The sequence below is a fragment of the Bacillus sp. FSL E2-8868 genome, assembly GCF_038005505.1.
Lineage (GTDB): Bacteria > Bacillota > Bacilli > Bacillales > Bacillaceae_G > Bacillus_A > Bacillus_A mycoides.
Genome location: NZ_JBBOTI010000002.1, coordinates 1146897 through 1168091 on the forward strand (window position 1 = coordinate 1146897; position 21195 = coordinate 1168091).

General features: G+C 34.8%; 27 protein-coding genes and 1 other annotated feature. Of the genes, 13 read left to right on the plus strand and 14 right to left on the minus strand.

The annotated features are described in order from the left end of the window. Nucleotides 1–38 precede the first annotated feature (38 nt). Nucleotides 39–267, minus strand: a binding site (T-box leader). A 15-nt stretch (nt 268–282) separates the two neighbouring features. Continuing rightward, the gene (gene ilvE, locus NSS74_RS16755) at nt 283–1179 is read right to left on the minus strand and encodes a branched-chain-amino-acid transaminase (protein WP_002030649.1); all 897 of its coding nucleotides are present in this window, start codon (nt 1177–1179) and stop codon (nt 283–285) included. Nucleotides 1180–1594: 415 nt separating this feature from the next. On the opposite strand from ilvE, the gene NSS74_RS16760 reads away from it, so the two are divergent. Together NSS74_RS16760 and NSS74_RS16765 are read left to right on the plus strand one after the other, a co-directional pair. Continuing rightward, complete coding sequence (locus NSS74_RS16760; protein WP_002140966.1) at nt 1595–1834, plus strand: DUF3911 family protein; 240 nt, start codon at nt 1595–1597, stop codon at nt 1832–1834. An 86-nt stretch (nt 1835–1920) separates the two neighbouring features. Further along, a complete protein-coding gene (locus tag NSS74_RS16765) occupies nt 1921–2160 on the plus strand; it encodes a YkuS family protein (RefSeq protein WP_002011725.1) in 240 nt (79 codons plus the stop codon). Between the two features lie 428 nt (nt 2161–2588). Here NSS74_RS16765 and NSS74_RS16770 read toward each other — a convergent pair whose 3' ends face one another. Both NSS74_RS16770 and ytfJ read right to left on the minus strand, forming a co-directional pair. Continuing rightward, on the minus strand, nt 2589–2678 hold the full coding sequence (locus NSS74_RS16770; RefSeq protein WP_000608225.1) for a hypothetical protein: 90 nt from the start codon (nt 2676–2678) through the stop codon (nt 2589–2591). A gap of 108 nt (nt 2679–2786) precedes the next feature. After that, the gene (gene ytfJ, locus NSS74_RS16775; protein WP_002030645.1) at nt 2787–3194 is read right to left on the minus strand and encodes a GerW family sporulation protein; all 408 of its coding nucleotides are present in this window, start codon (nt 3192–3194) and stop codon (nt 2787–2789) included. A 307-nt stretch (nt 3195–3501) separates the two neighbouring features. Here ytfJ and NSS74_RS16780 point away from each other — a divergent pair, with 307 nt between their 5' ends. Beyond that, on the plus strand, nt 3502–3876 hold the full coding sequence (locus NSS74_RS16780; RefSeq protein ID WP_002011728.1) for a hypothetical protein: 375 nt from the start codon (nt 3502–3504) through the stop codon (nt 3874–3876). Nucleotides 3877–3910: 34 nt separating this feature from the next. On the opposite strand, the gene NSS74_RS16785 is transcribed toward NSS74_RS16780, so the two are convergent. After that, a complete protein-coding gene (locus tag NSS74_RS16785; RefSeq protein WP_002140965.1) occupies nt 3911–5254 on the minus strand; it encodes a TrkH family potassium uptake protein in 1344 nt (447 codons plus the stop codon). A 1430-nt stretch (nt 5255–6684) separates the two neighbouring features. On the opposite strand from NSS74_RS16785, the gene NSS74_RS16790 reads away from it, so the two are divergent. Then, nucleotides 6685–7920 (plus strand): dicarboxylate/amino acid:cation symporter, encoded by a 1236-nt coding sequence (locus tag NSS74_RS16790; protein WP_002140962.1) that lies wholly within the window; start codon nt 6685–6687, stop codon nt 7918–7920. 22 nt (nt 7921–7942) lie between these two features. On the opposite strand, the gene NSS74_RS16795 is transcribed toward NSS74_RS16790, so the two are convergent. Together NSS74_RS16795 and NSS74_RS16800 are read right to left on the minus strand one after the other, a co-directional pair. Then, nucleotides 7943–8098, minus strand: coding sequence for a hypothetical protein (locus tag NSS74_RS16795; RefSeq protein WP_002011733.1), 156 nt, complete (start codon nt 8096–8098; stop codon nt 7943–7945). Nucleotides 8099–8251: 153 nt separating this feature from the next. Beyond that, nucleotides 8252–8671: a MarR family winged helix-turn-helix transcriptional regulator gene (locus NSS74_RS16800; RefSeq protein ID WP_002064429.1), complete on the minus strand. Its 420-nt coding sequence runs from the start codon at nt 8669–8671 to the stop codon at nt 8252–8254. Nucleotides 8672–8833: 162 nt separating this feature from the next. On the opposite strand from NSS74_RS16800, the gene NSS74_RS16805 reads away from it, so the two are divergent. Continuing rightward, on the plus strand, nt 8834–9265 hold the full coding sequence (locus tag NSS74_RS16805; protein ID WP_002140959.1) for a regulatory YrvL family protein: 432 nt from the start codon (nt 8834–8836) through the stop codon (nt 9263–9265). A gap of 33 nt (nt 9266–9298) precedes the next feature. After that, nucleotides 9299–9886: a thioredoxin family protein gene (locus tag NSS74_RS16810; protein WP_078175613.1), complete on the plus strand. Its 588-nt coding sequence runs from the start codon at nt 9299–9301 to the stop codon at nt 9884–9886. A gap of 39 nt (nt 9887–9925) precedes the next feature. On the opposite strand, the gene NSS74_RS16815 is transcribed toward NSS74_RS16810, so the two are convergent. Next, a complete protein-coding gene (locus NSS74_RS16815) occupies nt 9926–10390 on the minus strand; it encodes an SRPBCC family protein (protein WP_012260608.1) in 465 nt (154 codons plus the stop codon). Nucleotides 10391–10585: 195 nt separating this feature from the next. Further along, on the minus strand, nt 10586–11377 hold the full coding sequence (uppP, locus tag NSS74_RS16820) for a bacitracin resistance undecaprenyl-diphosphatase (RefSeq protein WP_002030627.1): 792 nt from the start codon (nt 11375–11377) through the stop codon (nt 10586–10588). A 181-nt stretch (nt 11378–11558) separates the two neighbouring features. On the opposite strand from uppP, the gene NSS74_RS16825 reads away from it, so the two are divergent. From NSS74_RS16825 to NSS74_RS16835, 3 genes are all read left to right on the plus strand, one after another. Further along, nucleotides 11559–12917 carry an MATE family efflux transporter gene (locus tag NSS74_RS16825; protein ID WP_002140955.1) on the plus strand — a complete coding sequence of 453 codons (1359 nt, stop codon included), beginning with the start codon at nt 11559–11561 and terminating at the stop codon, nt 12915–12917. A gap of 76 nt (nt 12918–12993) precedes the next feature. Further along, the gene (locus tag NSS74_RS16830) at nt 12994–13167 is read left to right on the plus strand and encodes a hypothetical protein (RefSeq protein WP_000343684.1); all 174 of its coding nucleotides are present in this window, start codon (nt 12994–12996) and stop codon (nt 13165–13167) included. An 18-nt stretch (nt 13168–13185) separates the two neighbouring features. Further along, nucleotides 13186–13335 (plus strand): hypothetical protein, encoded by a 150-nt coding sequence (locus NSS74_RS16835; protein ID WP_000743737.1) that lies wholly within the window; start codon nt 13186–13188, stop codon nt 13333–13335. Nucleotides 13336–13360: 25 nt separating this feature from the next. On the opposite strand, the gene NSS74_RS16840 is transcribed toward NSS74_RS16835, so the two are convergent. Next, nucleotides 13361–13870: a hypothetical protein gene (locus NSS74_RS16840; RefSeq protein WP_002030623.1), complete on the minus strand. Its 510-nt coding sequence runs from the start codon at nt 13868–13870 to the stop codon at nt 13361–13363. A 99-nt stretch (nt 13871–13969) separates the two neighbouring features. Here NSS74_RS16840 and NSS74_RS16845 point away from each other — a divergent pair, with 99 nt between their 5' ends. Beyond that, nucleotides 13970–14878, plus strand: a complete 909-nt coding sequence (locus NSS74_RS16845; protein WP_002140954.1) for an aminoglycoside phosphotransferase family protein — start codon at nt 13970–13972, stop codon at nt 14876–14878. Here NSS74_RS16845 and NSS74_RS16850 read toward each other — a convergent pair. From NSS74_RS16850 to NSS74_RS16870, 5 genes are all read right to left on the minus strand, one after another. Continuing rightward, complete coding sequence (locus NSS74_RS16850) at nt 14875–15036, minus strand: hypothetical protein (protein ID WP_002126244.1); 162 nt, start codon at nt 15034–15036, stop codon at nt 14875–14877. The genes NSS74_RS16845 and NSS74_RS16850 overlap by 4 nt on opposite strands. A gap of 97 nt (nt 15037–15133) precedes the next feature. Beyond that, nucleotides 15134–15907: a hypothetical protein gene (locus NSS74_RS16855; protein WP_002140953.1), complete on the minus strand. Its 774-nt coding sequence runs from the start codon at nt 15905–15907 to the stop codon at nt 15134–15136. A gap of 24 nt (nt 15908–15931) precedes the next feature. Further along, on the minus strand, nt 15932–16378 hold the full coding sequence (locus NSS74_RS16860; protein WP_002086759.1) for a flavodoxin: 447 nt from the start codon (nt 16376–16378) through the stop codon (nt 15932–15934). Next, on the minus strand, nt 16371–16535 hold the full coding sequence (locus tag NSS74_RS16865) for a hypothetical protein (RefSeq protein ID WP_002011628.1): 165 nt from the start codon (nt 16533–16535) through the stop codon (nt 16371–16373). The genes NSS74_RS16860 and NSS74_RS16865 overlap by 8 nt, the downstream gene beginning before the upstream one ends. Before the next feature lie 223 nt (nt 16536–16758). After that, entirely contained in the window at nt 16759–17937 is a 1179-nt protein-coding gene (locus NSS74_RS16870; RefSeq protein ID WP_002140952.1) for an amidohydrolase, read from the minus strand. A gap of 359 nt (nt 17938–18296) precedes the next feature. On the opposite strand from NSS74_RS16870, the gene NSS74_RS16875 reads away from it, so the two are divergent. From NSS74_RS16875 to dltB, 3 genes are read left to right on the plus strand one after another with little or no spacing between them, the layout of a single operon-like run. Continuing rightward, entirely contained in the window at nt 18297–18443 is a 147-nt protein-coding gene (locus tag NSS74_RS16875; RefSeq protein ID WP_002011626.1) for a teichoic acid D-Ala incorporation-associated protein DltX, read from the plus strand. Between the two features lie 12 nt (nt 18444–18455). Further along, nucleotides 18456–19970, plus strand: a complete 1515-nt coding sequence (gene dltA / locus NSS74_RS16880; RefSeq protein ID WP_002140951.1) for a D-alanine--poly(phosphoribitol) ligase subunit DltA — start codon at nt 18456–18458, stop codon at nt 19968–19970. After that, the gene (gene dltB, locus NSS74_RS16885) at nt 19967–21133 is read left to right on the plus strand and encodes a D-alanyl-lipoteichoic acid biosynthesis protein DltB (RefSeq protein WP_002126234.1); all 1167 of its coding nucleotides are present in this window, start codon (nt 19967–19969) and stop codon (nt 21131–21133) included. Before dltA ends, dltB begins: the two co-directional genes overlap by 4 nt. Nucleotides 21134–21195 lie beyond the last annotated feature (62 nt).

The following is a 21195-nucleotide window of genomic DNA, read 5'->3' on the forward strand; positions in this document are numbered from 1 at the left end:
AAATAAAAAAATCCTACGTCCACACTCCAGCTATGTGCTGAAGGGACGAAAGATTTCGCGGTACCACCCTTCTTTGCAAGATTACTCTTGCCTCAGTGACTCGGGATATGAGTCTAGCTAATAACGGAGCTACCGTCTAAGCCTAAACAAACGTTTCAGCTTAGCACTCAAGGGTGATGTTCGTCGACGTGAACCATCGGTTTCCAGCAACCACCGACTCTCTGTGAGGCTTCACAGTCAACTACTCCTCCCTATCAACGCTTTATCATGTCATAAGAGCTATTATCCAACTTTATTTTCTTCGTAAATTTTCTCTCCATCTTCTACAACTAATTTACGGAATTCTTCTAATAAACGATTCGTATGTGGCCCTGTTCTACCTAAACCAATCGTTCTTCCATCTACTGTCGTAACAGCAATTACTTCAGCAGCTGTTCCTGTTAAAAACACTTCATCAGCTACATATACATCATGCCTTGTAAATAATTCTTCTCTTACGTCATATCCAAGCTTTTCGCCGATTTCTAAAATCGCGTTTCGTGTAATACCTTCTAACGCTCCAGCAGAACTTGGTGGTGTAATTAATTTATTTCCCTTCACAATAAATACATTATCTCCAGAGCCTTCAGCTACATATCCTTGGTCATTTAACATAAGTGCTTCTTGTACTCCAGCTAATTTCGCCTCAATGCGAACTAAAATATTATTTAAGTAATTTAAAGATTTTACTTGAGGCGATAAAACATCCGGGCGATTGCGACGCGTTGCAACTGTTATAATCGGAATCCCTTTTTCATAATATTCTTGTGGAAATAAAGATAATTGCTCTGCAATTACTACTACATTTGGTTTCGTACAAGAATCGGGATCTAATCCCAAGTTCCCAGGTCCTCTTGATACAACGAGGCGGATATATCCATTAGATAGTTTGTTTTGTCGAATCGTTTCAACAACGATTTTCATTGCTTCTTCTAACGTATATGGAATTTCTAACATGATGGATTTCGCTGATTCATATAACCGGACAAGATGCTCTCTCAAACGGAAAACATTACCGCTATATACCCTAATTCCTTCGAACACTCCATCGCCATATAAATAGCCATGATCATATACTGAAACCTTTGCTTCGTCTTTTGGAACAAATTCTCCATTTAAGAAAATCCACTGCTCGTTCACTTGAAAGCGCCCCCTATGTTCTATGAGTTTTTTATTGTTTCCTAGTCTACTCTCCTTTTCAAATAAATCAAGTGAATTTTTAGAAAATTTTTAATTTTTAATCGTACGTACATCTTTGTTTATATTGATTTAATAACATTGTTAACGTTTACAAAAAGTCAAAAAAATTTTTTCGTCAAATTCTACTAAAAAAATATTTGTTTAAAAGAAGGGTTTTCGCCAATTGATACGAATCTATTGTATTCAATAAACGGACGTCCGATTTTATAAATCCGGGAATATACAACGACTTTTGGTGAAAAAGGGGGAAAATAACAAAAATAACGCTGTCTAAAAATAACATTCATATTTTTCATTTAGTAATCATAATCCTATTTTTAAAAAACAATTTGTCAAATTGAAGGAGGAAATAACAATGGCGTGTGTACAAATTAAAGGAACGAGACAAGAGGTAGTAGAAATGCTACAACTATTTGATCTAATGGATACGAAAGGATTTTGTAAATTCAATAATTACGTTGAAGTAGAACCAAATAGTAGGAAACATAACAACTACACAGCTTCAATCGATATTCAGTCTAATAACAGCTCAGCACAAGATACATTAAATGATCAATTCGTTAGTCAAATGCTTACTGGTGTATATAACGACTAAACAAATATTCTCTTCCTACCATTTTTTCATAAATATATGCTATGGACTTGAGCATACTAGCAACTAGATGGTAGGAGGTGAAAATTATGGCTAGAATTGGTGTTGAGAACTCTTTAACAGATGTTCAACAAGCTCTTCAGCAACAAGGACATGAAGTCGTTTCACTTAACTCTGAAAATGATGCACATGGGTGTGATTGTTGCGTTGTAACCGGGCAAGATTCTAATATGATGGGTATTGCAGATACATCGATAAAAGGATCTGTAATTAAAGCACATGGTTTAACAACAGATGAAATTTGTCAGCAAGTTGAAAACCGCACTTAATCATTTTTATCACATTATTTGTGAGCTAACATGTAAAGGGAATGGAATGGTCCCACTGATTATAGTTTCAATTTATTTATAGAAAGAGGGCTCCTTTTCAAAAGGAGCCCTCTTTTTTATATTCACCTAACGGGAAAGTAACATATACTGGATGAAAGCCCTACCTCTCTCTCATCATTACGGTTCCACTGACCGCTCCTTGATTCACTAGTATACATATAAAGCTTACATATACAATTTATAGGGTTTGTTCACAAAAGTTGTTGGTAAGACTACCCGATCTTTCGCAAACTTTTCGTATTATATTCATAAGATTTATTTACTTTACACTAGCTTTAACCGAGACACGAATTAAAATTCTAACACCAATACAATAACTTGTCAACATTTTTTACAAATTAAAAACAGACATTAACGGTTTGTCTGTTTTAGAATGGAGCTTTTTCTTTTATTACATATACAACAAAACCGCTTACTAACATACATAAGCCAACTACTAAGTTTTTGATATTAATCATAAATTCCTCTCCCTTATTCCACACATCATATATATTTACAGTTCAATTATTCCGATCGTCATAAAGCGCACTTTTTCTAATATATCATAATTCCTAAAAAATGCAAGTTCACTTTTGGCGACCATTCACAAATTTATCCACAGTGCTTGGCACAGTATTTAACGCTTTTTCAATTAAATGTGTACTACTATTGAGATGCAACACTTGCACACCGTTAGAACCAACTACTAAAAAAGCAACTGGGCTAATAGAAACCCCAGCCCCGCTTCCGCCTCCGAATGGATGACTTTGCTTGTTCTCTTTATGCTGCCCTTGTCCGCCGTTATGTTTTTCGGAAATAAAATCACCTTTAAAGTCACTTCCACCAGCTCCAAAACCAAAAGCCACTTGAGATACTGTTAATACTACATTTCCGTCAGCTGTTGAAACCGGACTTCCAACAATCGTATTTACATCTACCATCTCTTTTAAATTTGTCATTGCTGTTTTCATTAAATTTTCAATTGGATGTTCCATTATGTACTACACCCTTTCCTCATTATTCTTTTTTATACTTTCCAAAATAGAGGAAGTCATACTAAGTTTTCCTATTTTGAAAAAACATTTCCCACTTTCCAATTGGATATTACTCCCTGTACAAGTTCGGATAAAGTGAAACTTTAATCAGTGGAGGCTTTGTTCATCCCCCACTGATTATTAGCCCACACCAATCGGGCGTTCACGAGCCGCAGGGCTCCAGCCAAATTTTGAGGTGGGAGTCTTACTGCTCGAAAATAGCGGGATAAAAACAGTAAAGAGAAACATACTACTATTGAACCTTGTTATGAAAGGAGTCCTTACTTTGACTGAGAAATTTGATGAATATAAAAAAAGAGATCGAATAGATAGTGATTATAAAGAAGAATACGCAGCTGAAGTTGCACCACAGCGTATCGATTATGATGATAAAGATAACGATGATGTAAGATCGTCTGCAGCTGGATCGACTGCTGGTTTCATTGCTCTTGCCTTAGCAATATTATCATTATTCACATTCCCAACACTATTTGGTCTTGTTTCTGTTCTACTTGGTATTTACGCTTATAATCGCGGGGCTACTGTAACTGGCGGTACCGCTGCCATTGTGGGTGGTATCGCTGCACTCATTGCGATTTTATTCCGAGTGGCGCTTATTGGTTTATTGTTCTCTCTTTTTTAAAAAGAAAAAGGTATCTCGCTTTATGCGGGATACCTTATCCTGTAAATACATCTTCTGATGGATATTTAATTTTTTGTTTTGCTGGTCGTGCCAAAGAGAACACAAGTGTTAACGGTCCGATTAATCCACAAAACATAACAAACATAATAATACATTTTCCAAACGCCGATAGCTTCGCAGTAATCCCCATTGTTAACCCTACTGTACCAAACGCTGAAATTGTCTCAAATAATAACTGAATAAAACTGAAGTCTTCTGTAAGCATTAATACAAATACCGCTGTAAAAATAAGTATTTGACTAGCAACGACAATTGCTAACGCTCTCGTTACTGTCGACATTTTAATCGTACGCTGAAATAAAACAAAATCCTCTTTCTTTCTAAAGAAAGAAAGAACTGATGTAATTAAAATAACGAATGTCGTTAACTTAATTCCACCGCCTGTCGATACACTTCCCGCACCAATAAACATTAATACCATTGTAAATAGTATCGATGACTCTTCCATCCCCCCATAATCTACCGTGTTAAAACCAGCTGTACGAGGTGTAATTCCTTGGAAGAACGAAGCCCATAATTTTTCATTTAAAGATAAGTGCCCCAAAGTCTTCACATTATTATATTCCAATACAAAAATCACAATCATCGCAATAACATTAAGTGCTATCGTTCCAACAATCATGATTTTGGAGTGCAGTGATAATTTTCGGAAACTACGGCTATACCATATATCAATTAATACCGTAAATCCTAACCCTCCTATTACAATTAAAGAACAAATCCCAATATTAATAATAGGATCTCCTACGTATCTTGTTAAATTATCTGGCCAAAGCGCAAAGCCGGCATTATTATATGACGCAATAACGTGAAAAATACTATAGTATAAACCTTTTCCAAAACCAAACTCTGGAATAAAGCGAATCGATAAAAAGATAACTCCAATTAGCTCAATACAAATAGAAAAAATAAAAACACGTTTTACTAATTTCACAAGACCACCAATATTTGTTTGATTAAATGCTTCTCCAATTAATAATCGGTGGCGTAAACCAATTTTTTTCCCTAATACCCAAACAATTAAAATGGCTATCGTCATAAGACCGAGACCACCCGTTTGAATTAAAAACATAATAACAATTTCACCAAACATCGTAAACGTACTCGCAGTATCTACAACACCTAAACCGGTTACAGTCGCTGCCGACGTAGCTGTAAAGAAAGCATCTACCCAACTAATATGTACTTTCGTTGCAAACGGTAACTTTAATAACAATCCTCCGACCACAATTAAACAAAAAAAGCCTAATGCTAAAATTTGTGGTGGATTCAATCGTATAAAACGATTATACAACCCTTGTTTTTTTGCTACTTCCATATCACTAACTCCCTTTATCAAGTGAAGCTTTTATCCCCTCATAAATAAAGACTCTTTAAGAGCCTACAAGTAGCGGGATAAACCTTATATTCTTATAATATAGTTGAGCATAATCCTTTTTTTCATAGATTTCAACTTTTATTTATATTCAGACTCCTATCGTTTTACAAAAGAATATTTTCTATTATATCTCCACTTATACTATGACTCTTACAACAACTATTTTATCCCTTTTCAAATTCCCATATCTTTCACTCCAAGTTCACACGAGGGTCACATCTACCTTTTATAGTATATGTATCGGAGCTGTTCCTCCCTAATTTATAAGACATTCCCCAGTGTCTTGAACAGCTTTCCATCCCTAATTAAATTGACATAAATTGTCCCCTTCCTTGACCATCCTATATGTGATGGTCTTATTTTTTTATTCTTTCTATCTTTTATTTGAAACTCCCTCTCTCTTTCACTCCATGTTCACAAGAGGATCACATCCACCTTTTATAGTATATGTATCGAAGCTGTTCCTCCCTAATTTATAAGACATTCCCCAGTGTCTTTGAATAGCTTCCATCCCTAATTAAATTGACATAAATTGTCCCCTTCCCTTGACCATCCTATATGTGATGGTCTTATTTTTTATGCTCTCTTTCTTCTTACTTAAAACTCCCTCTCTCTTTCACTCTATGTTCACACCAAGGTCACATCCAACTTTTATAGTATATGTATCGAAGCTGTTCCTCCCTAATTTATAAGACATTCCCCAGTGTCTTGAACAGCTTTCCATCCCTAATTAAATTGACATAAATTGTCCCCTTCCTTTGACCATCCTATATGTGATGGTCTTATTTTTTTGTTTACTCTATCTTTTATTTAAAACTCCCTCTCTCTTTCACTCCATGTTCACACGAGGATCACATCTACCTTTTATAGTATACGTATCGGAGCTGTTCCTCCCTAATTTATAAGACATTCCCCAGTGTCTTGAACAGCTTTCCATCCCTAATTAAATTGACATAAATTGTCCCCTTCCTTTGACCATCCTATATGTGATGGTCTTATTTTTTTATTCTCTCTTTCTTCTTACTTAAAACTCCCTCTCTCTTTCACTCTATGTTCACATCTATCTTTTATAGTATATGTATCGAAGCTGTTCTTCCCTAATTTATAAGACATTCCCCAGTGTCTTTGAATAGCTTCCATCCCTAATTAAATTGATATAAATTGTCCCCTTCCCTAGGCCATCATGTGATGGTCTATTTTTTTTCCAAATACATAAATGTATTCTTTCCACATATTTCAGCAAAACTGGACTATATACATTGAAACAGACATTTTTATACTAAATATTCAGAAAATATTGTCAAAATAGGTATTTTTTCGGTATAATTAATTTAGAAAGCAATTTTACAAAAACAAAAGGGGGGTTTTTATTGAAACAAACAAAGGCAATCTTAATTGCATTATTTCTCGGTCTAGTTGTCGGACTCACTTTAAATTTAGCTGCTCCATCTATTTTTGAGCCATTGAATCAATATGCATTCAATCCACTTGGTCAACTGTTTATTCGCCTTATTAAAATGCTAGTTGTTCCTGTTGTGTTCATTTCTATCGTACTTGGGGCTGCTGGTCTTGGAGATCCGAAACAACTTGGAAGAATTGGTTTAAAATCAATTTCATTCTTTCTCGTAACAACAGCTGTCGCTATCTCTATTGCAGTTACATTTGCACTTATCATAAAACCAGGAGCTGGCGGTAACTTTAAAACAGACGGGCTTAAGTATGAAGGTGCAAAAACTGAAACATCTTTCGTTGATACATTGCTGAATATTGTGCCAGATAATCCAGCAAAAGCGATGGCTGATGGGAACATGCTACAAATTATTGCCTTTGCCGCATTGATCGGACTCGGTTTAGCTGTTTTAGGAAAACGAGTTCAAGGTGTCCATTCATTACTTGAACAGGGCAACGAATTAATGATGTATCTTGTTAATCTCGTCATGAAATTAGCTCCAATCGGAACATTCGGGTTGCTCGCTTCGTCCGTTGGTAAAATGGGTCTTGCAGGCGTCGCTGCGATGTTCAAGTATATGATTGTCGTTATGTTGGTACTCATTATTCACGGTGTCTTCGTATACGGCGGCTTATTAAAGGTACTAGCCAAAGAAAGTATTATTCGTTTCTTTAAACATTTCGCTCCGGTAATGGCAATTGGGTTTAGTACATCTAGCTCTAATGCGTCCCTTCCATTTGCCATGAAAACCGCCCAAGAAAAACTTGGAGTTCCAAAAGCGATAAGCTCTTTTGTACAACCACTAGGTGCAACGATTAATATGGATGGTACTGCTATTATGCAAGGGGTAGCAACTGTATTTATCGCTCAAGTATACGGCGTTGAACTTACATTACCACAATTAGCTATGGTCGTATTAACTGCTGTACTAGCTAGTATCGGTACTGCAGGTGTACCAGGTGTTGGACTAGTAATGCTTACGATGGTTTTAAATCAAGTAAATCTACCAGTAGAAGGCATTGCTTTAATTATCGGTATTGACCGCATTCTAGATATGTCTAGAACTGCTGTAAATATTTCCGGTGATGCAATTTGTGCAATGATTGTTGCAAAATCAGAAGAAAAATATAATACGGATCAATCTGCAGCATCTTAAATCAAAAAAGGAGTGAATCATTTCACTCCTTTTTTGATTTACTTCCTTTTTTCGAACGATATTCTTTTCCTTTATTATCATTTCCCGTTTCAAATTCAGTACTAAACTCCTGCTGGAATTGCCCTGATTTTGGTGAACCTTGATTTCCACTTCCTTGACTACCATTACGATTCGTCATATTTCTCCCTCCTTCCTTTATTAGTAGTATGGCGCTCTATCTTTTTTCATACACATTTTATTTTTTATCATCTATTACACACAGAAGAAGACCTTCCATATATGAGGAAGATCTTCTTTTTAATTAGGTAAGCGTTTTCTTATTTGTAATTATTTAAATAAGTTTTTTAGAAATAGATATCATTATATCCATTTCATCTTCTGAAAGTGCGGAAAATCTTTCTTGTAAATATTTCTTTTTCTCACCTTCCATTTTCGCAACTAACTCTTTCCCTTGTTCTGTAATCTCTAAATATACAACTCGGCGATCTGATGTAGAACGTGAACGAGTTACAAAGCCTTTATTAATTAATTTTTCTGTAACAGCTGTAATATGACTATTCGACACATTTAACTCATTAGCTACACGTGAGACCATTTCTTTATTCGTACGGTTCAATATTCTAAGGACAATGAACTCATTCCACGGTATGTAACCACCAAATATTTTTCCAATATCATTACGCAACGTGCGAAACATTGCAAAAACATTTGTCGATAGTTCTTCCATTAATTGTTCTCGATTTTGAGACAACTTTGACAGCCCCTTTTATTTAATTTAGTTAAATAAAAACCTTATTAATAATTTTACACGAAATCTTACTTTTTGTCACCTTATTTCCCCATAATTCGTAGTTTTTTAATAGATATTTCATGGTACAATGAAATTGATTTTCCAGAAAAAGGAGTTGGGGCAATGAGTGAAGAAGACAAACTTTCTAGTCTCAGTCTAAAAGATAAGACTATTATTATTAGTGTTGTTATTCTTATTCTCATTATATTCTTTGCATTTATATTTTTTGTATATGTAGGAATCTTTCATATTACAGGTATAGAATATTCATCAAGAACAGCTCTACTACTCTTTTTTTTACTCATTCTTTTATTAGACGGTATTACATATTTTATATTCATTTTCTTTAAAGTGCTCCTACATCCAATGATGACAAGTATGCCCAATTGGCTCTCAATTGCTCTGCTCTCTATAATTGAAATTACGTTAGATTGGTTTGTCATACATACCGCCGATGACTGGATAGAGAGTGTACAAATGCCCAACATAGCTGAATTATGTGTCGCACTATTCCTTTACACACTAAATAAATTATTTAGTGATAAGAAAGAGTAAGAATACAAGCTTTTCTATATAAAAATTGGTACAATAAAAATAAATCATACTAAAGAGGTGTTACTTATGAACTTACTACAATGGGCTGATAAAGGCATGTCCTTTGATACATATGTGAATGAAATGAAAGTAAACCAATACGAGCTACTACACATTTACAATAACTTTTTAATTCCAAATGAATTACTTCCAGTTTTAGAAGAACGTCAAAATGATGGCTGGCGCGTTATCGTATTAACAGCTGACTGGTGCGGCGACGCTCTTTTATGTGTACCTGTTATGAAACGAATTTCTGAAGTTGCAAATATTGATATGCGTTTATTAATTCGCGATGAAAACTTAGAGTTAATGGATCAATACTTAACAAACGGAACAGCACGTGCGATTCCAATCTTTATTTTCATTGATAAAGACGGAAATGAACAAGCCGTCTTTGGACCACGCGCTCCAAAAGTACAAGAATTAGTAACTTCAATGCGCGCTACATTACCTGAAAAAGAAGATCCAACATTCGAAGAGAAACAAAAAGAAATGTATGCTAATTTCCGTGCTACATTAGCTGATGATACTTCTCTTTGGGAACATGTAATGGAAAGCATGATTGAGAAAGTAGTAAAATAAAAAACCTGCCGATTTCGGCAGGTTTTTTATTTTACTAAATTATAATCCTTTTTTCTGAGAATATACAGCATCTACGCACGCTGCTAAACGTTCCATTTCACCCATGTATATTCCACGTGTCATCCACCCAGTCAACTTGTACATAATCTTATATAAAAAATTCTTCGGTTCAAATTCTACGATTAAAGTAAGAGATGTACCTCCTTCATCCTCTTCTAACATATAAGTTGCAGCTGTATAACCTTGCTTCATCTCACATCCAACTGAAACGATATACGGTTCATCATACTCTAAAATTTCCGCCTCAAATTCATATATTTTCTTCCCCATCTTTTGCACAGATATATATTTGTCACCTTCACGAGGGTTTTCAACATCTATATTTGAAGGATACCTATTTTCTACCATAAAGGTACTCCATTCTAGTATTTTCTCGTCATTGTGTACATAATCAAATACAACATCAATTGGTGCTGGAATTACTATTTCTATTGCAAAACTCACTAAATTGCTCCTCTCAAATACCCTATCGATTTCCTTAAAATTATTATAACGAAATCATTATGGCATATTTCACATGGTGAAATACAAGTAATTGAAGGTAAAAGTTTCATTTTTCTCTCTCTATAAAAAAATACCCTACAGAGTAGACTTTTTTTTCAAGTGTCTATTCTATAGGGTATTGCTGATATTTTATACTTACATAATGAAGAAATAGAATACCGCAGCTAAAATGAAACGGTAGTAAGCGAACGGTGTTAGTTTTACACGACCTAATAATTTTAAGAATGAAACAATTGCAAGCATCGCAACAACGAATGCTGTAATAAATCCAGTTGCAAATAACGGTATATCAGCCACGCTTAATATATCCCAGCTTTTAATTAAATCTAAGGCACTTGCAGCTACCATCATTGGCACCGCTAGAATAAATGTATATTCCGCTGCCGCTGTATGCGAAACACGTGCTAATAAACCACCACTTATTGTTGATCCAGAACGAGAAAATCCTGGCCAAAGTGCTAAACATTGGAACATTCCGATTGTAAATGCTTGCTTATATGTGATTTCATCTAACGTTCTTGCTGTACTTGGTTTTGAAAACTTCTCAGCAACAATCATTAAAATACCACCAGCTACTAAACTAATAACAACCGGTCCTGGACCGAATAAAACTTCTTTAATTGCGCTATGGAATAGTACGCCGAGTATGCCGGCAGGAATCATCCCGATAATAATATGTAATAGATTTAAAGATGGTCCATCAGTTACTTTCCCTATTCCAACTAATGACCATAAACGTTTCCAAAATATAACAACAACTGCTAAAATCGATCCCAACTGAATAACAACTTCGAAAACTTTCGCTCTATCGTCTTCAAATCCAATTAAGTGTCCTGTTAAAATCATATGTCCTGTTGATGATACTGGTAAAAACTCTGTTAAACCTTCAACAGCACCCATGATTAATCCAATTAACCAATCAGCCACAAGTAGTGCCTCCTTAATAACGAATATGTAATTTTTCACACCTTATCATAATACCTTATCCCTTTTCAAAGTGCATCCTTTTTTTATTGATTTCATTTGTTGTATACGCTTATTTCTTTTCTATTTTCTGATTAAATTGTATGATAATAAGAGTTTGTTTTTTACGTTGAAAGGGGATTTTATGAAAGAAACTACTTCATTCTCACAAAAGTTAAAGCAATTTTTATTACTCTTTTTCCCGATTTTTGTAACGCAAATGTCATTATTTGCGATGAGCTTTTTTGATACGACAATGTCAGGACATGCGAGTCCTATTGATTTAGCGGGTGTTGCTATCGGAACAAGTATATGGCTTCCCGTTAGTACCGGCTTAACAGGAATTTTAATGGCTACTACTCCTATTGTTGCACAGCTCGTTGGATCAAAGAAAAAGGAGGACGTTCCCCACATTGTCATTCAAGCAGTATATTTAGCAATTTGTGCTAGTTTCGTTGTTATCCTTATCGGATTCTTCGCTGTTTCACCTATTTTAAATGGCATGCAATTAGAAGAACCCGTGGAACGTATTGCAGCACAATTTTTAATTATTATTGCAATTGGAATTATCCCTTTATTTACTTACACTGTTTTACGCGGGTTTATTGATGCATTAGGAAAAACTCGAACAACGATGATTATTACATTACTATCATTACCAATTAATGTAGTATTAAATTACTTATTAATTTTTGGTCACTTTGGCTTTCCAAAACTCGGTGGTGTTGGTGCGGCAATCGCTTCTGCAGCAACCTATTGGTGTATTTTAATTATTACGGTTATTATTATTCGTACGAAAGAGCCTTTCGCTTCTTTCAATATCTTTAAACAGTTATACCGCCCTTCCTTTACAATCTGGAAGGAATTCCTGAAACTTGGCGTCCCTATCGGATTTGCTATCTTTTTTGAGACGAGTATTTTCGCTGCGGTAACACTTATGATGAGTAATTTTAGTACGACAACAATAGCAGCACATCAAGCAGCTATGAACTTTGCTTCCTTGTTATATATGACTCCTTTAAGTTTAGCAATGGCAATGACGATAGCCGTTGGATTTGAAGTTGGAGCAAAACGATACAATAATGCGAAACAATATGGGTTTATCGGAATTGGGTTAGCCCTTGCTTTCGCTCTTTTATATTCAATCCTTCTTTATTTCTTTGATGATGAAATTGCTTCTATTTATACGACAAATGCAAATGTCCATCATTTAGCTAAAGAATTTCTTATATTCGCGATTTTATTTCAAATTTCAGATGCGATTGCAACTCCAGTACAAGGAGCACTTCGTGGTTATAAAGACGTAAATGTTGCCTTAATTATGACATTAATAGCTTATTGGGTAATAGGTCTACCTCTTGGCTACATGTTAGCAACTTATACTGACTGGGCAGCAAAAGGTTATTGGATCGGTCTTATTATCGGTCTAGCATTTGGAGCAATCTTCCTGCTTATCCGTCTCTTTCAAGTACAAAGAAAATATACAACGCAAAGCAGCCGCTAATGATATAGCGGCTGTTTTCTTCATGCATATTTTTTCTTGTAACGTGTAACATAATGAAAAAGAAAGGTGGATACATATGGACGAAAAACAAAAGAAACAATCATTCGATGAAGAATTCGCCCCTGAAATTTCACCTGGATATCGGCAAGATGTACATAAGCCACCTAAATATAAAAATACTTCTTTTTTAATGGGCATTACCATTTTCGCAGCTGTATTACTCGTGCTCATCATTTTCGTCTATTTTTAAGGAAGGGTGGTCTATTATATGAAGAAACAAGATTCAAATCGTTCAAAAAGAACTGTTAAAACAGAAAAAGGATATGCAGGAGATTCTGTTCATACACTGAAACAAGTTGAGCAAGGAAATTTATACATTGCTCAAAAAGAACTTGGTCAACAAAATGAAAATCTTTAAAGTCCCTCTGCTTCTAGAGGGTTTTTTATTGTACGTACTGTTTTTGATCTAACACCATAAATATATTATTAACCTTTACAATTTTCATGTCATAATTTAATTTCATTTCACTTCTCTTACCATTTTCAATACCAGCAACGTACGCTACAGCATGATAGCGAAAACTCTCATCTGTCTCTTCACGTATCTCTTCGTTTGTAAATTTATACTCTAAATCCCGAAAACGGTTTGGGTAATAATTTTCTATTAACTGTTCATACCCTCTATTTACAAATATTTCTTCACCTTTTCGTTTCACATCTTCTTTATTATTAAACTCAAACACTGATAGTTGCACTGTCACAAAGTGTTCTCCTATCATTTTCATTTCTTTATCAGTTAAAGTTTCTATACTTTTGTTCTTTAATTCCTTATTTAACTCGTAGCGATCTATCGGTTTAAAGGTAGCAAAAACCTCCTCTTTATATGGCCAAAACAATCCAAAAGCGATACATAGAGAAATGATTAATATTCTTTTCTTCGTAATGCACCCCACCCTCCTCCATAATGATAGTTATATTTTAACATATAGAAAGAAAATTCTGATATCATAAAGTGGAATAACCTACCTTTAACTTAGAAACGAGGAACAATTATGGACTCTTACAAACAATATATAAAAGAAGCTCTACCAGATCTTTCTATACATTCATATATGCAAAATGAAGAAGGGTGGGATAATATAACGGTTATTATAAATGATGAACTACTATTTCGTTTCCCACGAAAACTTGAATATGCAAACCGAATTCCGTTAGAAAAAGAACTGTGCACAATTCTTTCTCATTCATTACAAGAAATCGAGATTCCTAAGTATCATTTATTGTATAAGAATGATTGTAATACTGTTCCATTTTGCAGCTATTATCCTCTCATTCATGGTGAACCGTTAACAAGTGAACTAGTTGCAAAGCTAGAGAAAAAAGAACTTGAAGTAATTATTACACAATTAGCCACTTTCCTTGCGACTTTACATAGTATTCCTTTAAAACGTGTTGAAACGCTAGGATTCCCTATTGAAAAAACACTTATCTACTGGAAAGAGCTACAAACAAAATTAAATCAATATCTTACTAACAATCTTACTTCATTACAGAAATCAGCCTTAAATCGTTTATTCGAAAATTCCTTTGCCAATATAGCTAAATCTACCTTTCAAAATACAATCATTCATGCTGACTTTACACATCATCACATTTTATTTAATACGCAGAACAAAACCATTTCAGGTGTTATCGATTTTGGAGATGCTCAAATTGGCGATCCCGCTTTTGATTTTGCTGGGCTATATTATGATTTCGGTCATGAGTTTACTACATCTGTATATGAACAATACAGTGCACTTATTTCTCACCGCGATCCATTACTCATTCACCGCATCACTACCTTTTATCAATACAGCCCTTTACTACATAACCTTATTTATAACATTGAAACAAACAACGAAATAACATTAAAGAAGAATGAAGAACAGCTTAAAGCAATACTACAGGGACGAGATTAAATTCTCTCCCTATACTCTCTCTCCTCATACATCATTAACTTTTTATCCATTTCAACAATAACTTTATACAATTGAAATGCCTGTAAAATTTGCAGTTGAATTCCAAAAGGAGCATTCTGTTCTTTTAACCATTGAAATACTGCCGTTTCATCTTTCATTGATTATTCCTCCTCTTATTAAAATCTGCTACTCATATACCGTAAATGATGAAAAGCTTTTCATGTCAATAATAAAAAGGATGCAACATTGCATCCTTTAATGTACTATATTTTTCTTCTGCTTCGCTTCTTTCTTTACTTCTTCCCTTTGGCATTCACTACGAAACGCACAACTCATACACTCAGAACGAAAATGACGCTCTGTATAGTGCTCAGGTTGCTGCAACATTTCTTTCATTCTAAATAAATCATCCATTCCAGTTATAATATCTTCCTGCTTTGGAATGTACTCATACTTAGTTCCTTCTATTAAATTAATAACTTCAATTTTCCCCGGAAGAATACCGAAAGCTTTATAACTGAATACTGTCATTAGCTTCTGACAAAGAGCAAGCATTTCCTCATCCGCATCGACAACATACTTTTTAATTACAAACGATTCAGCACTCCACTCACCAACTTCAAATGTCAATGACATGTGGACACCTAACTCTTCCATATATGTTTGAAACTTCTCATATAAAAATAACGGCGGTGCCTGACTATCATCCCTTTCAACAAACTGTAATAAGTGATCAGTTAGCTTCGCTAAAACAATATAGTACTCCGCCTTTGAAGCAAACATATTGATTCTTACTTTTTTCCAATACTTTTCTATTAATATTAAAAGTACAATTTTCGTTTGTTGGCCCGCAGGTAGCGTGTAATATTCATTAATAATTTGATTCACAATCATTTGCGCTATTTGTTGCCATTCAAATGAAGAAGGTTCTCTTCTTTTTATATGACGGAAATAAAATTTATGCGGACAACGCATAAAATCATACAAATGGTAATCTGTCATCGTTTTGATTGAGATTTTCTCATGCAATTGCTCTTCATCTCCCTTCTGCCATTAAGAAAGGTGTTTTACGAATTCAGCTCCAAACTGTAAACATTTTTCTACATCTTCATCTTCTGGCGTTAATTCTACTTTCAATCCTTCTAACACAACTGCTGCCCCGCGCTCCTGCAGCTTTTCTATTAAAATATCAACCGCTACCCCGTATTTCGGATAAGCCGAATCACAAGAACCGAATGCAGCTGCTTTTTTACCAGTTAAGTTAATAGAATCCATTGCATCATAAAAATCTAAAAAATCATCAGGAAGATCACCATCTCCCCAAGTATAAGCGCCTAAAATAATCCCGTCATATTGCTCTAATATAGAAGCTTCTGGTGTATCCATAATATCAATTACTTCAATCTCATTTTCTGTTTCACGAATCGCACCCGCAATATGGTCAGCCATTTCCTCTGTATTTCCACTCATACTTGCAAAAATCATTACTAACTTACTCAACTGAACCTCTCCTTTTACCTTGTATCTCTTTTTCGGTTTGAAGCGTACTCTTCTCATCTACATATTCAGAACGAATTACATTTCGTTGCCATTCAATATGCTTATCAACATCTTTATTTTTTAATCCCCTTCGTAAAAGGTGAAATGTTTTTCTCATTAAGGTTCCTCATCTGTTTCATTGATAATAATTATCAATTTCAATTATACCATTAGATTAATTGAAATTGATTATCAAAGTCAATAACTATTTTTTAAAAAATAGTTAAAATGTACAAGCTTGTCCGTTAGCTATTCATATACTATAAATGAGCATAGTTCTTTCTCAGCCCTCTCTGACGGAAGAAATAAAAGCAACTGCAATAGAGTGCAGTTGCCTTTTTTTATGCTTTATCAGTTTCTAGTAGTCTTATAGTTGTCTCTAAAAATAGTTCCACTCCATTAATTAAAGCCGATTCATCCACATCAAATTTCGGATGATGATGTGGATAACAAGTATCAATATTTTTATTCCCTGTTCCTAATTTAATGAAACAACCAGGTGCTTTTCTTAAATACGCTGAAAAATCTTCTCCTCCCATAGAAGGTTCAAGATGCACAATACGCTGATTTCCGAACAATTTTATCGCACTTTTTTCTACTATTTTCGTAATGTACTCATTATTAACAACTGGATCATATCCGTAACGATACGTATATGTATAATCTCCCCCATGTGCTTCTGTAATTCCTTTTACAATTTGCTCAATTTTCTCTTTTGCTTCCTCTCTTAATGTTTGATTAAAAGATCGAACAGTTCCCATTAAAGCTGCTGCACTAGGAATGATATTATCGGCCATCCCCCCATGAAATTGTGTAACTGACACTACTCTATGCATAAAAGCACTTGTATTTCTTGATACGATATGTTGTAAATTTGTAATAATTTGTGCTCCGATAGCAATAGGATCTATCGTTTCTTCTGGTCGTGCCGCGTGACCACCCTTTCCTAAAATTTCAATTGTAAATACGTCTGGTGCTGCCATCATAGGGCCATATACAATTCCTATCTTTCCACTTTCTAATCCAGACATAACGTGCAAACCTACTACATAATCGACGCCGTCCATAACACCGGCCTCCACCATTTCTTGTCCACCACCGGGATACACTTCCTCTGCGTGCTGAAAGAACAGACGGATTTCGCCTGCAAAATCTTCCTTCATATTTGCTATCGTCTCTGCTGTACTTAATAAAATAGCTGCGTGAGCATCATGCCCGCATGCGTGCATTACACCTTTATTAACCGATCCATATGGCTTTAGTGTCTCTTCTTGAATTGGTAATGCGTCTATATCCGCTCGAACAGCAACTACTTTTCCTTTTTTCACGCTCCTTTTAATTGCTAGTACACTGTACTTAGTCGGTCTTGTTACTTCAAAATAAGAAAATGAACATAATGTATCATATATAAATTGCGAAGTTTCTTTTTCATGAAATGATAATTCAGGATATGTATGGAGATACCGTCTCCATTTAATGATATTTTCCTCTGAAATAAAACTCCTCCACTCTCTTTTCATAATAATTACCTCCTTTTAAAAGGCTCTATACCTTGAAAATGTACTAAGTACCCAGTGATTATTAACCCACTCCAATTCAGGAATAACAAAACAAATATTATATTTTCCCGCCTTCTCACAATCCACTTTTATACATTCACACAATCCACTTCCTATTTACATGTCAAACCCATTACAAATTTATGCTGAATGTAATATAATTGCTAAGTTAGGGATTTTCTTTTTTAGTATTTAGTGCTAATATCAGAAAAGAGCCTTTTGACTTATTTTTACCTAAAATGTGGGATTTTGTTTTTTTCACAATAATGTAGGACATGATACCTACAAAGAGCTATTATTTCATTAAGCGAGGGAAAGACATGGAAAGATTAAAAGAGATATGGTCTCAACCACTCACACAATGGGTTGCAAAGACGGTTTATTACCTTGCAATTTTATTTGCATTGCTTTGGTTGTATGGATTCCATGATACAAACACAAGTACATTTATTTACAACGAATTTTAGGGTGGGAACGTTATGAAGTTATTAGAACAAATTGAAAAGTGGGCTGTAGAAACGCCTGATCAAACCGCTTTTGTTTGGCGAGATGCGAAAATTACGTACAAACAATTAAAGGAAGATTCTGATGCGTTAGCACATTGGATTTCTTCTGAGTATCCAGATGATCGTTCACCAATTATGGTTTATGGCCATATGCAACCTGAAATGATTATTAACTTTTTAGGTTGTGTAAAAGCTGGACATGCTTACATTCCTGTAGATTTATCTATCCCAGCTGATCGCGTACAACGTATCGCTGAAAATTCTGGTGCGAAATTACTTTTATCAGGAACTGAAGTAACTGTAACTGATTTACCAGTTCGCATTGTAAGTGAAGACAACTTAAAAGATATTTTCTTTACTCATAAAGGGAACATTCCAAATCCTGAACATGCGGTAAAAGGTGATGAGAACTTCTACATTATTTACACATCAGGAAGTACAGGTAATCCGAAAGGGGTTCAGATTACTTATAACTGTCTTGTTAGCTTTACAAAATGGGCTGTAGAAGATTTCAACTTACAAACAGGGCAAGTATTCTTAAACCAAGCACCTTTCTCATTCGATTTATCTGTAATGGATATTTACCCATCGTTAGTAACAGGTGGTACACTTTGGGCAATCGATAAAGATATGATTGCACGTCCAAAAGACTTGTTTGCTTCTTTAGAGCAATCGGATATACAAGTATGGACTTCGACACCATCTTTCGCAGAAATGTGTTTAATGGAAGCCTCTTTCTCTGAAAGTATGCTACCAAACATGAAAACATTCTTATTCTGCGGTGAAGTGTTACCAAATGAAGTAGCTAGAAAATTAATTGAGCGTTTCCCGAAAGCAGCAATTATGAATACGTACGGTCCAACAGAAGCTACTGTTGCTGTAACAGGCATTCACGTTACAGAAGAAGTGCTTGATCAATACAAATCACTTCCAGTTGGCTACTGTAAATCAGACTGTCGCCTTCTTATTATGAAAGAAGATGGTACAATTGCACCTGACGGTGAAAAAGGTGAAATCGTAATTGTCGGTCCAAGCGTAAGCGTTGGCTATTTAGGAAGCCCTGAATTAACAGAAAAAGTATTTACCATGATTGATGGTGAGCGTGCCTATAAAACAGGTGATGCTGGCTATGTAGAAAATGGTCTTCTATTCTATAATGGTCGTCTTGATTTCCAAATTAAGCTTCATGGTTATCGAATGGAATTAGAAGAAATCGAACATCATCTTCGCGCGTGTTCTTACGTAGAAGGTGCAGTTGTTGTTCCAATTAAAAAAGGTGAAAAGTATGATTACTTATTAGCGGTTGTTGTTCCTGGAGAGCATTCGTTTGAAAAAGAATTCAAATTAACATCTGCAATCAAAAAAGAACTCAATGAGCGATTACCAAATTACATGATTCCACGTAAATTCATGTATCACTCTTCTATTCCAATGACACCAAATGGAAAGGTAGATCGCAAAAAATTATTGAGTGAGGTTACAGCATGACCGCATATGGATCATTTTATTTTTTCGCTATAGTAGGCATTTTATTAATACCTACTATCATAGCTGGATTAAAAGGTAAAATGTTGCGTAAATATAATGCCGTTTTAACATTAGTAATGCTCGTTATTATCTTCTCTGATAAACCGAAGCAAGCAATCATGTTAGCCGCATTTATTATTTGGCAATATGCCCTTATTAAAGGCTATTTAATTTTAAGAAAACAAAATAATAGTACATTCACGTTTTGTATAGCTGTTATTTTATCGATTTTACCGCTTATTTTGGCAAAAATTGCACCGTTTGTACCTGAATTGCATTTTATTGTTTTCGCAGGTATGTCTTACGTAACATTTAGAGCTGTACAGATGGTCTTTGAAGTTCGTGATAATTTAATTAAAGAACTTTCCTTCTTTAATTTCTGGGAATTCGTTTTATTCTTCCCTGCGATTTCAAGTGGACCTATCGATCGTTACCGTAGATTCCAAAAAGATATTCAAAAGCCGCCTAGTGCTGAGGAATATCAAAAGTTACTATATACAGGGATTAACCGTATTTTCCAAGGTTTTCTGTATAAATTTATAATCGCGCACTTGATAACAACATATCTTGTAAAGGCAGTATTCGCCAATCAAGATACACTTTTATCTAATGTGATTTTTATGTACGCTACTAGCATGCAGTTATTCTTTGACTTTGCAGGTTATAGTGCATTCGTAATTGGTATCAGTTACATGATGGGAATTAAAACTCCAGAAAACTTTAATAAGCCATTCCTTAGTCGTAACATTAAAGACTTCTGGAACCGCTGGCATATGAGTTTATCATTCTGGTTCCGTGATTTTATTTACATGCGTTTCGTCTTTTTTGCAACGAAGAAAAAGTTAATTAAGAACCGTTACACAATTTCGTATATCGGTGCATTTTTAAACTTTTTCATTATGGGAATTTGGCACATCCAAGGAAGCGCTGTTGCGCAATATGTTATTTATGGTCTATATCATGCCGCACTGTTTATTTTATTCGATATTTTCGAACGAAAAAACAAGAAGCATAAGTTTTGGCCAAACAATAAATTTACACACGTCCTTGCGATTGTAATTACGTTCCACGTTGTATGTTTCGGTTTCCTGATCTTCTCTGGACACCTTAACAGATACTTTTAATGCACCCTTCTTATACTATTAAGAAGTTGCACATATAATATATTTCGGATATAAAGGAGATT

Coding starts and splice junctions, on each gene's coding strand:
- NSS74_RS16760 (WP_002140966.1), top strand. CDS start 1,595: ATGGCGTGTGTACAAATTAAAGGAACGAGACAAGAGGTAGTAGAAATG.
- NSS74_RS16765 (WP_002011725.1), top strand. CDS start 1,921: ATGGCTAGAATTGGTGTTGAGAACTCTTTAACAGATGTTCAACAAGCT.
- NSS74_RS16770 (WP_000608225.1), bottom strand. CDS start 2,678: ATGATTAATATCAAAAACTTAGTAGTTGGCTTATGTATGTTAGTAAGC.
- ytfJ (WP_002030645.1), bottom strand. CDS start 3,194: ATGGAACATCCAATTGAAAATTTAATGAAAACAGCAATGACAAATTTA.
- NSS74_RS16780 (WP_002011728.1), top strand. CDS start 3,502: ATGAAAGGAGTCCTTACTTTGACTGAGAAATTTGATGAATATAAAAAA.
- NSS74_RS16785 (WP_002140965.1), bottom strand. CDS start 5,254: ATGGAAGTAGCAAAAAAACAAGGGTTGTATAATCGTTTTATACGATTG.
- NSS74_RS16795 (WP_002011733.1), bottom strand. CDS start 8,098: ATGACGAATCGTAATGGTAGTCAAGGAAGTGGAAATCAAGGTTCACCA.
- NSS74_RS16805 (WP_002140959.1), top strand. CDS start 8,834: ATGAGTGAAGAAGACAAACTTTCTAGTCTCAGTCTAAAAGATAAGACT.
- NSS74_RS16825 (WP_002140955.1), top strand. CDS start 11,559: ATGAAAGAAACTACTTCATTCTCACAAAAGTTAAAGCAATTTTTATTA.
- NSS74_RS16830 (WP_000343684.1), top strand. CDS start 12,994: ATGGACGAAAAACAAAAGAAACAATCATTCGATGAAGAATTCGCCCCT.
- NSS74_RS16835 (WP_000743737.1), top strand. CDS start 13,186: ATGAAGAAACAAGATTCAAATCGTTCAAAAAGAACTGTTAAAACAGAA.
- NSS74_RS16845 (WP_002140954.1), top strand. CDS start 13,970: ATGGACTCTTACAAACAATATATAAAAGAAGCTCTACCAGATCTTTCT.
- NSS74_RS16850 (WP_002126244.1), bottom strand. CDS start 15,036: ATGAAAGATGAAACGGCAGTATTTCAATGGTTAAAAGAACAGAATGCT.
- NSS74_RS16865 (WP_002011628.1), bottom strand. CDS start 16,535: ATGAGAAAAACATTTCACCTTTTACGAAGGGGATTAAAAAATAAAGAT.
- NSS74_RS16870 (WP_002140952.1), bottom strand. CDS start 17,937: ATGAAAAGAGAGTGGAGGAGTTTTATTTCAGAGGAAAATATCATTAAA.
- NSS74_RS16875 (WP_002011626.1), top strand. CDS start 18,297: ATGGAAAGATTAAAAGAGATATGGTCTCAACCACTCACACAATGGGTT.
- dltA (WP_002140951.1), top strand. CDS start 18,456: ATGAAGTTATTAGAACAAATTGAAAAGTGGGCTGTAGAAACGCCTGAT.
- dltB (WP_002126234.1), top strand. CDS start 19,967: ATGACCGCATATGGATCATTTTATTTTTTCGCTATAGTAGGCATTTTA.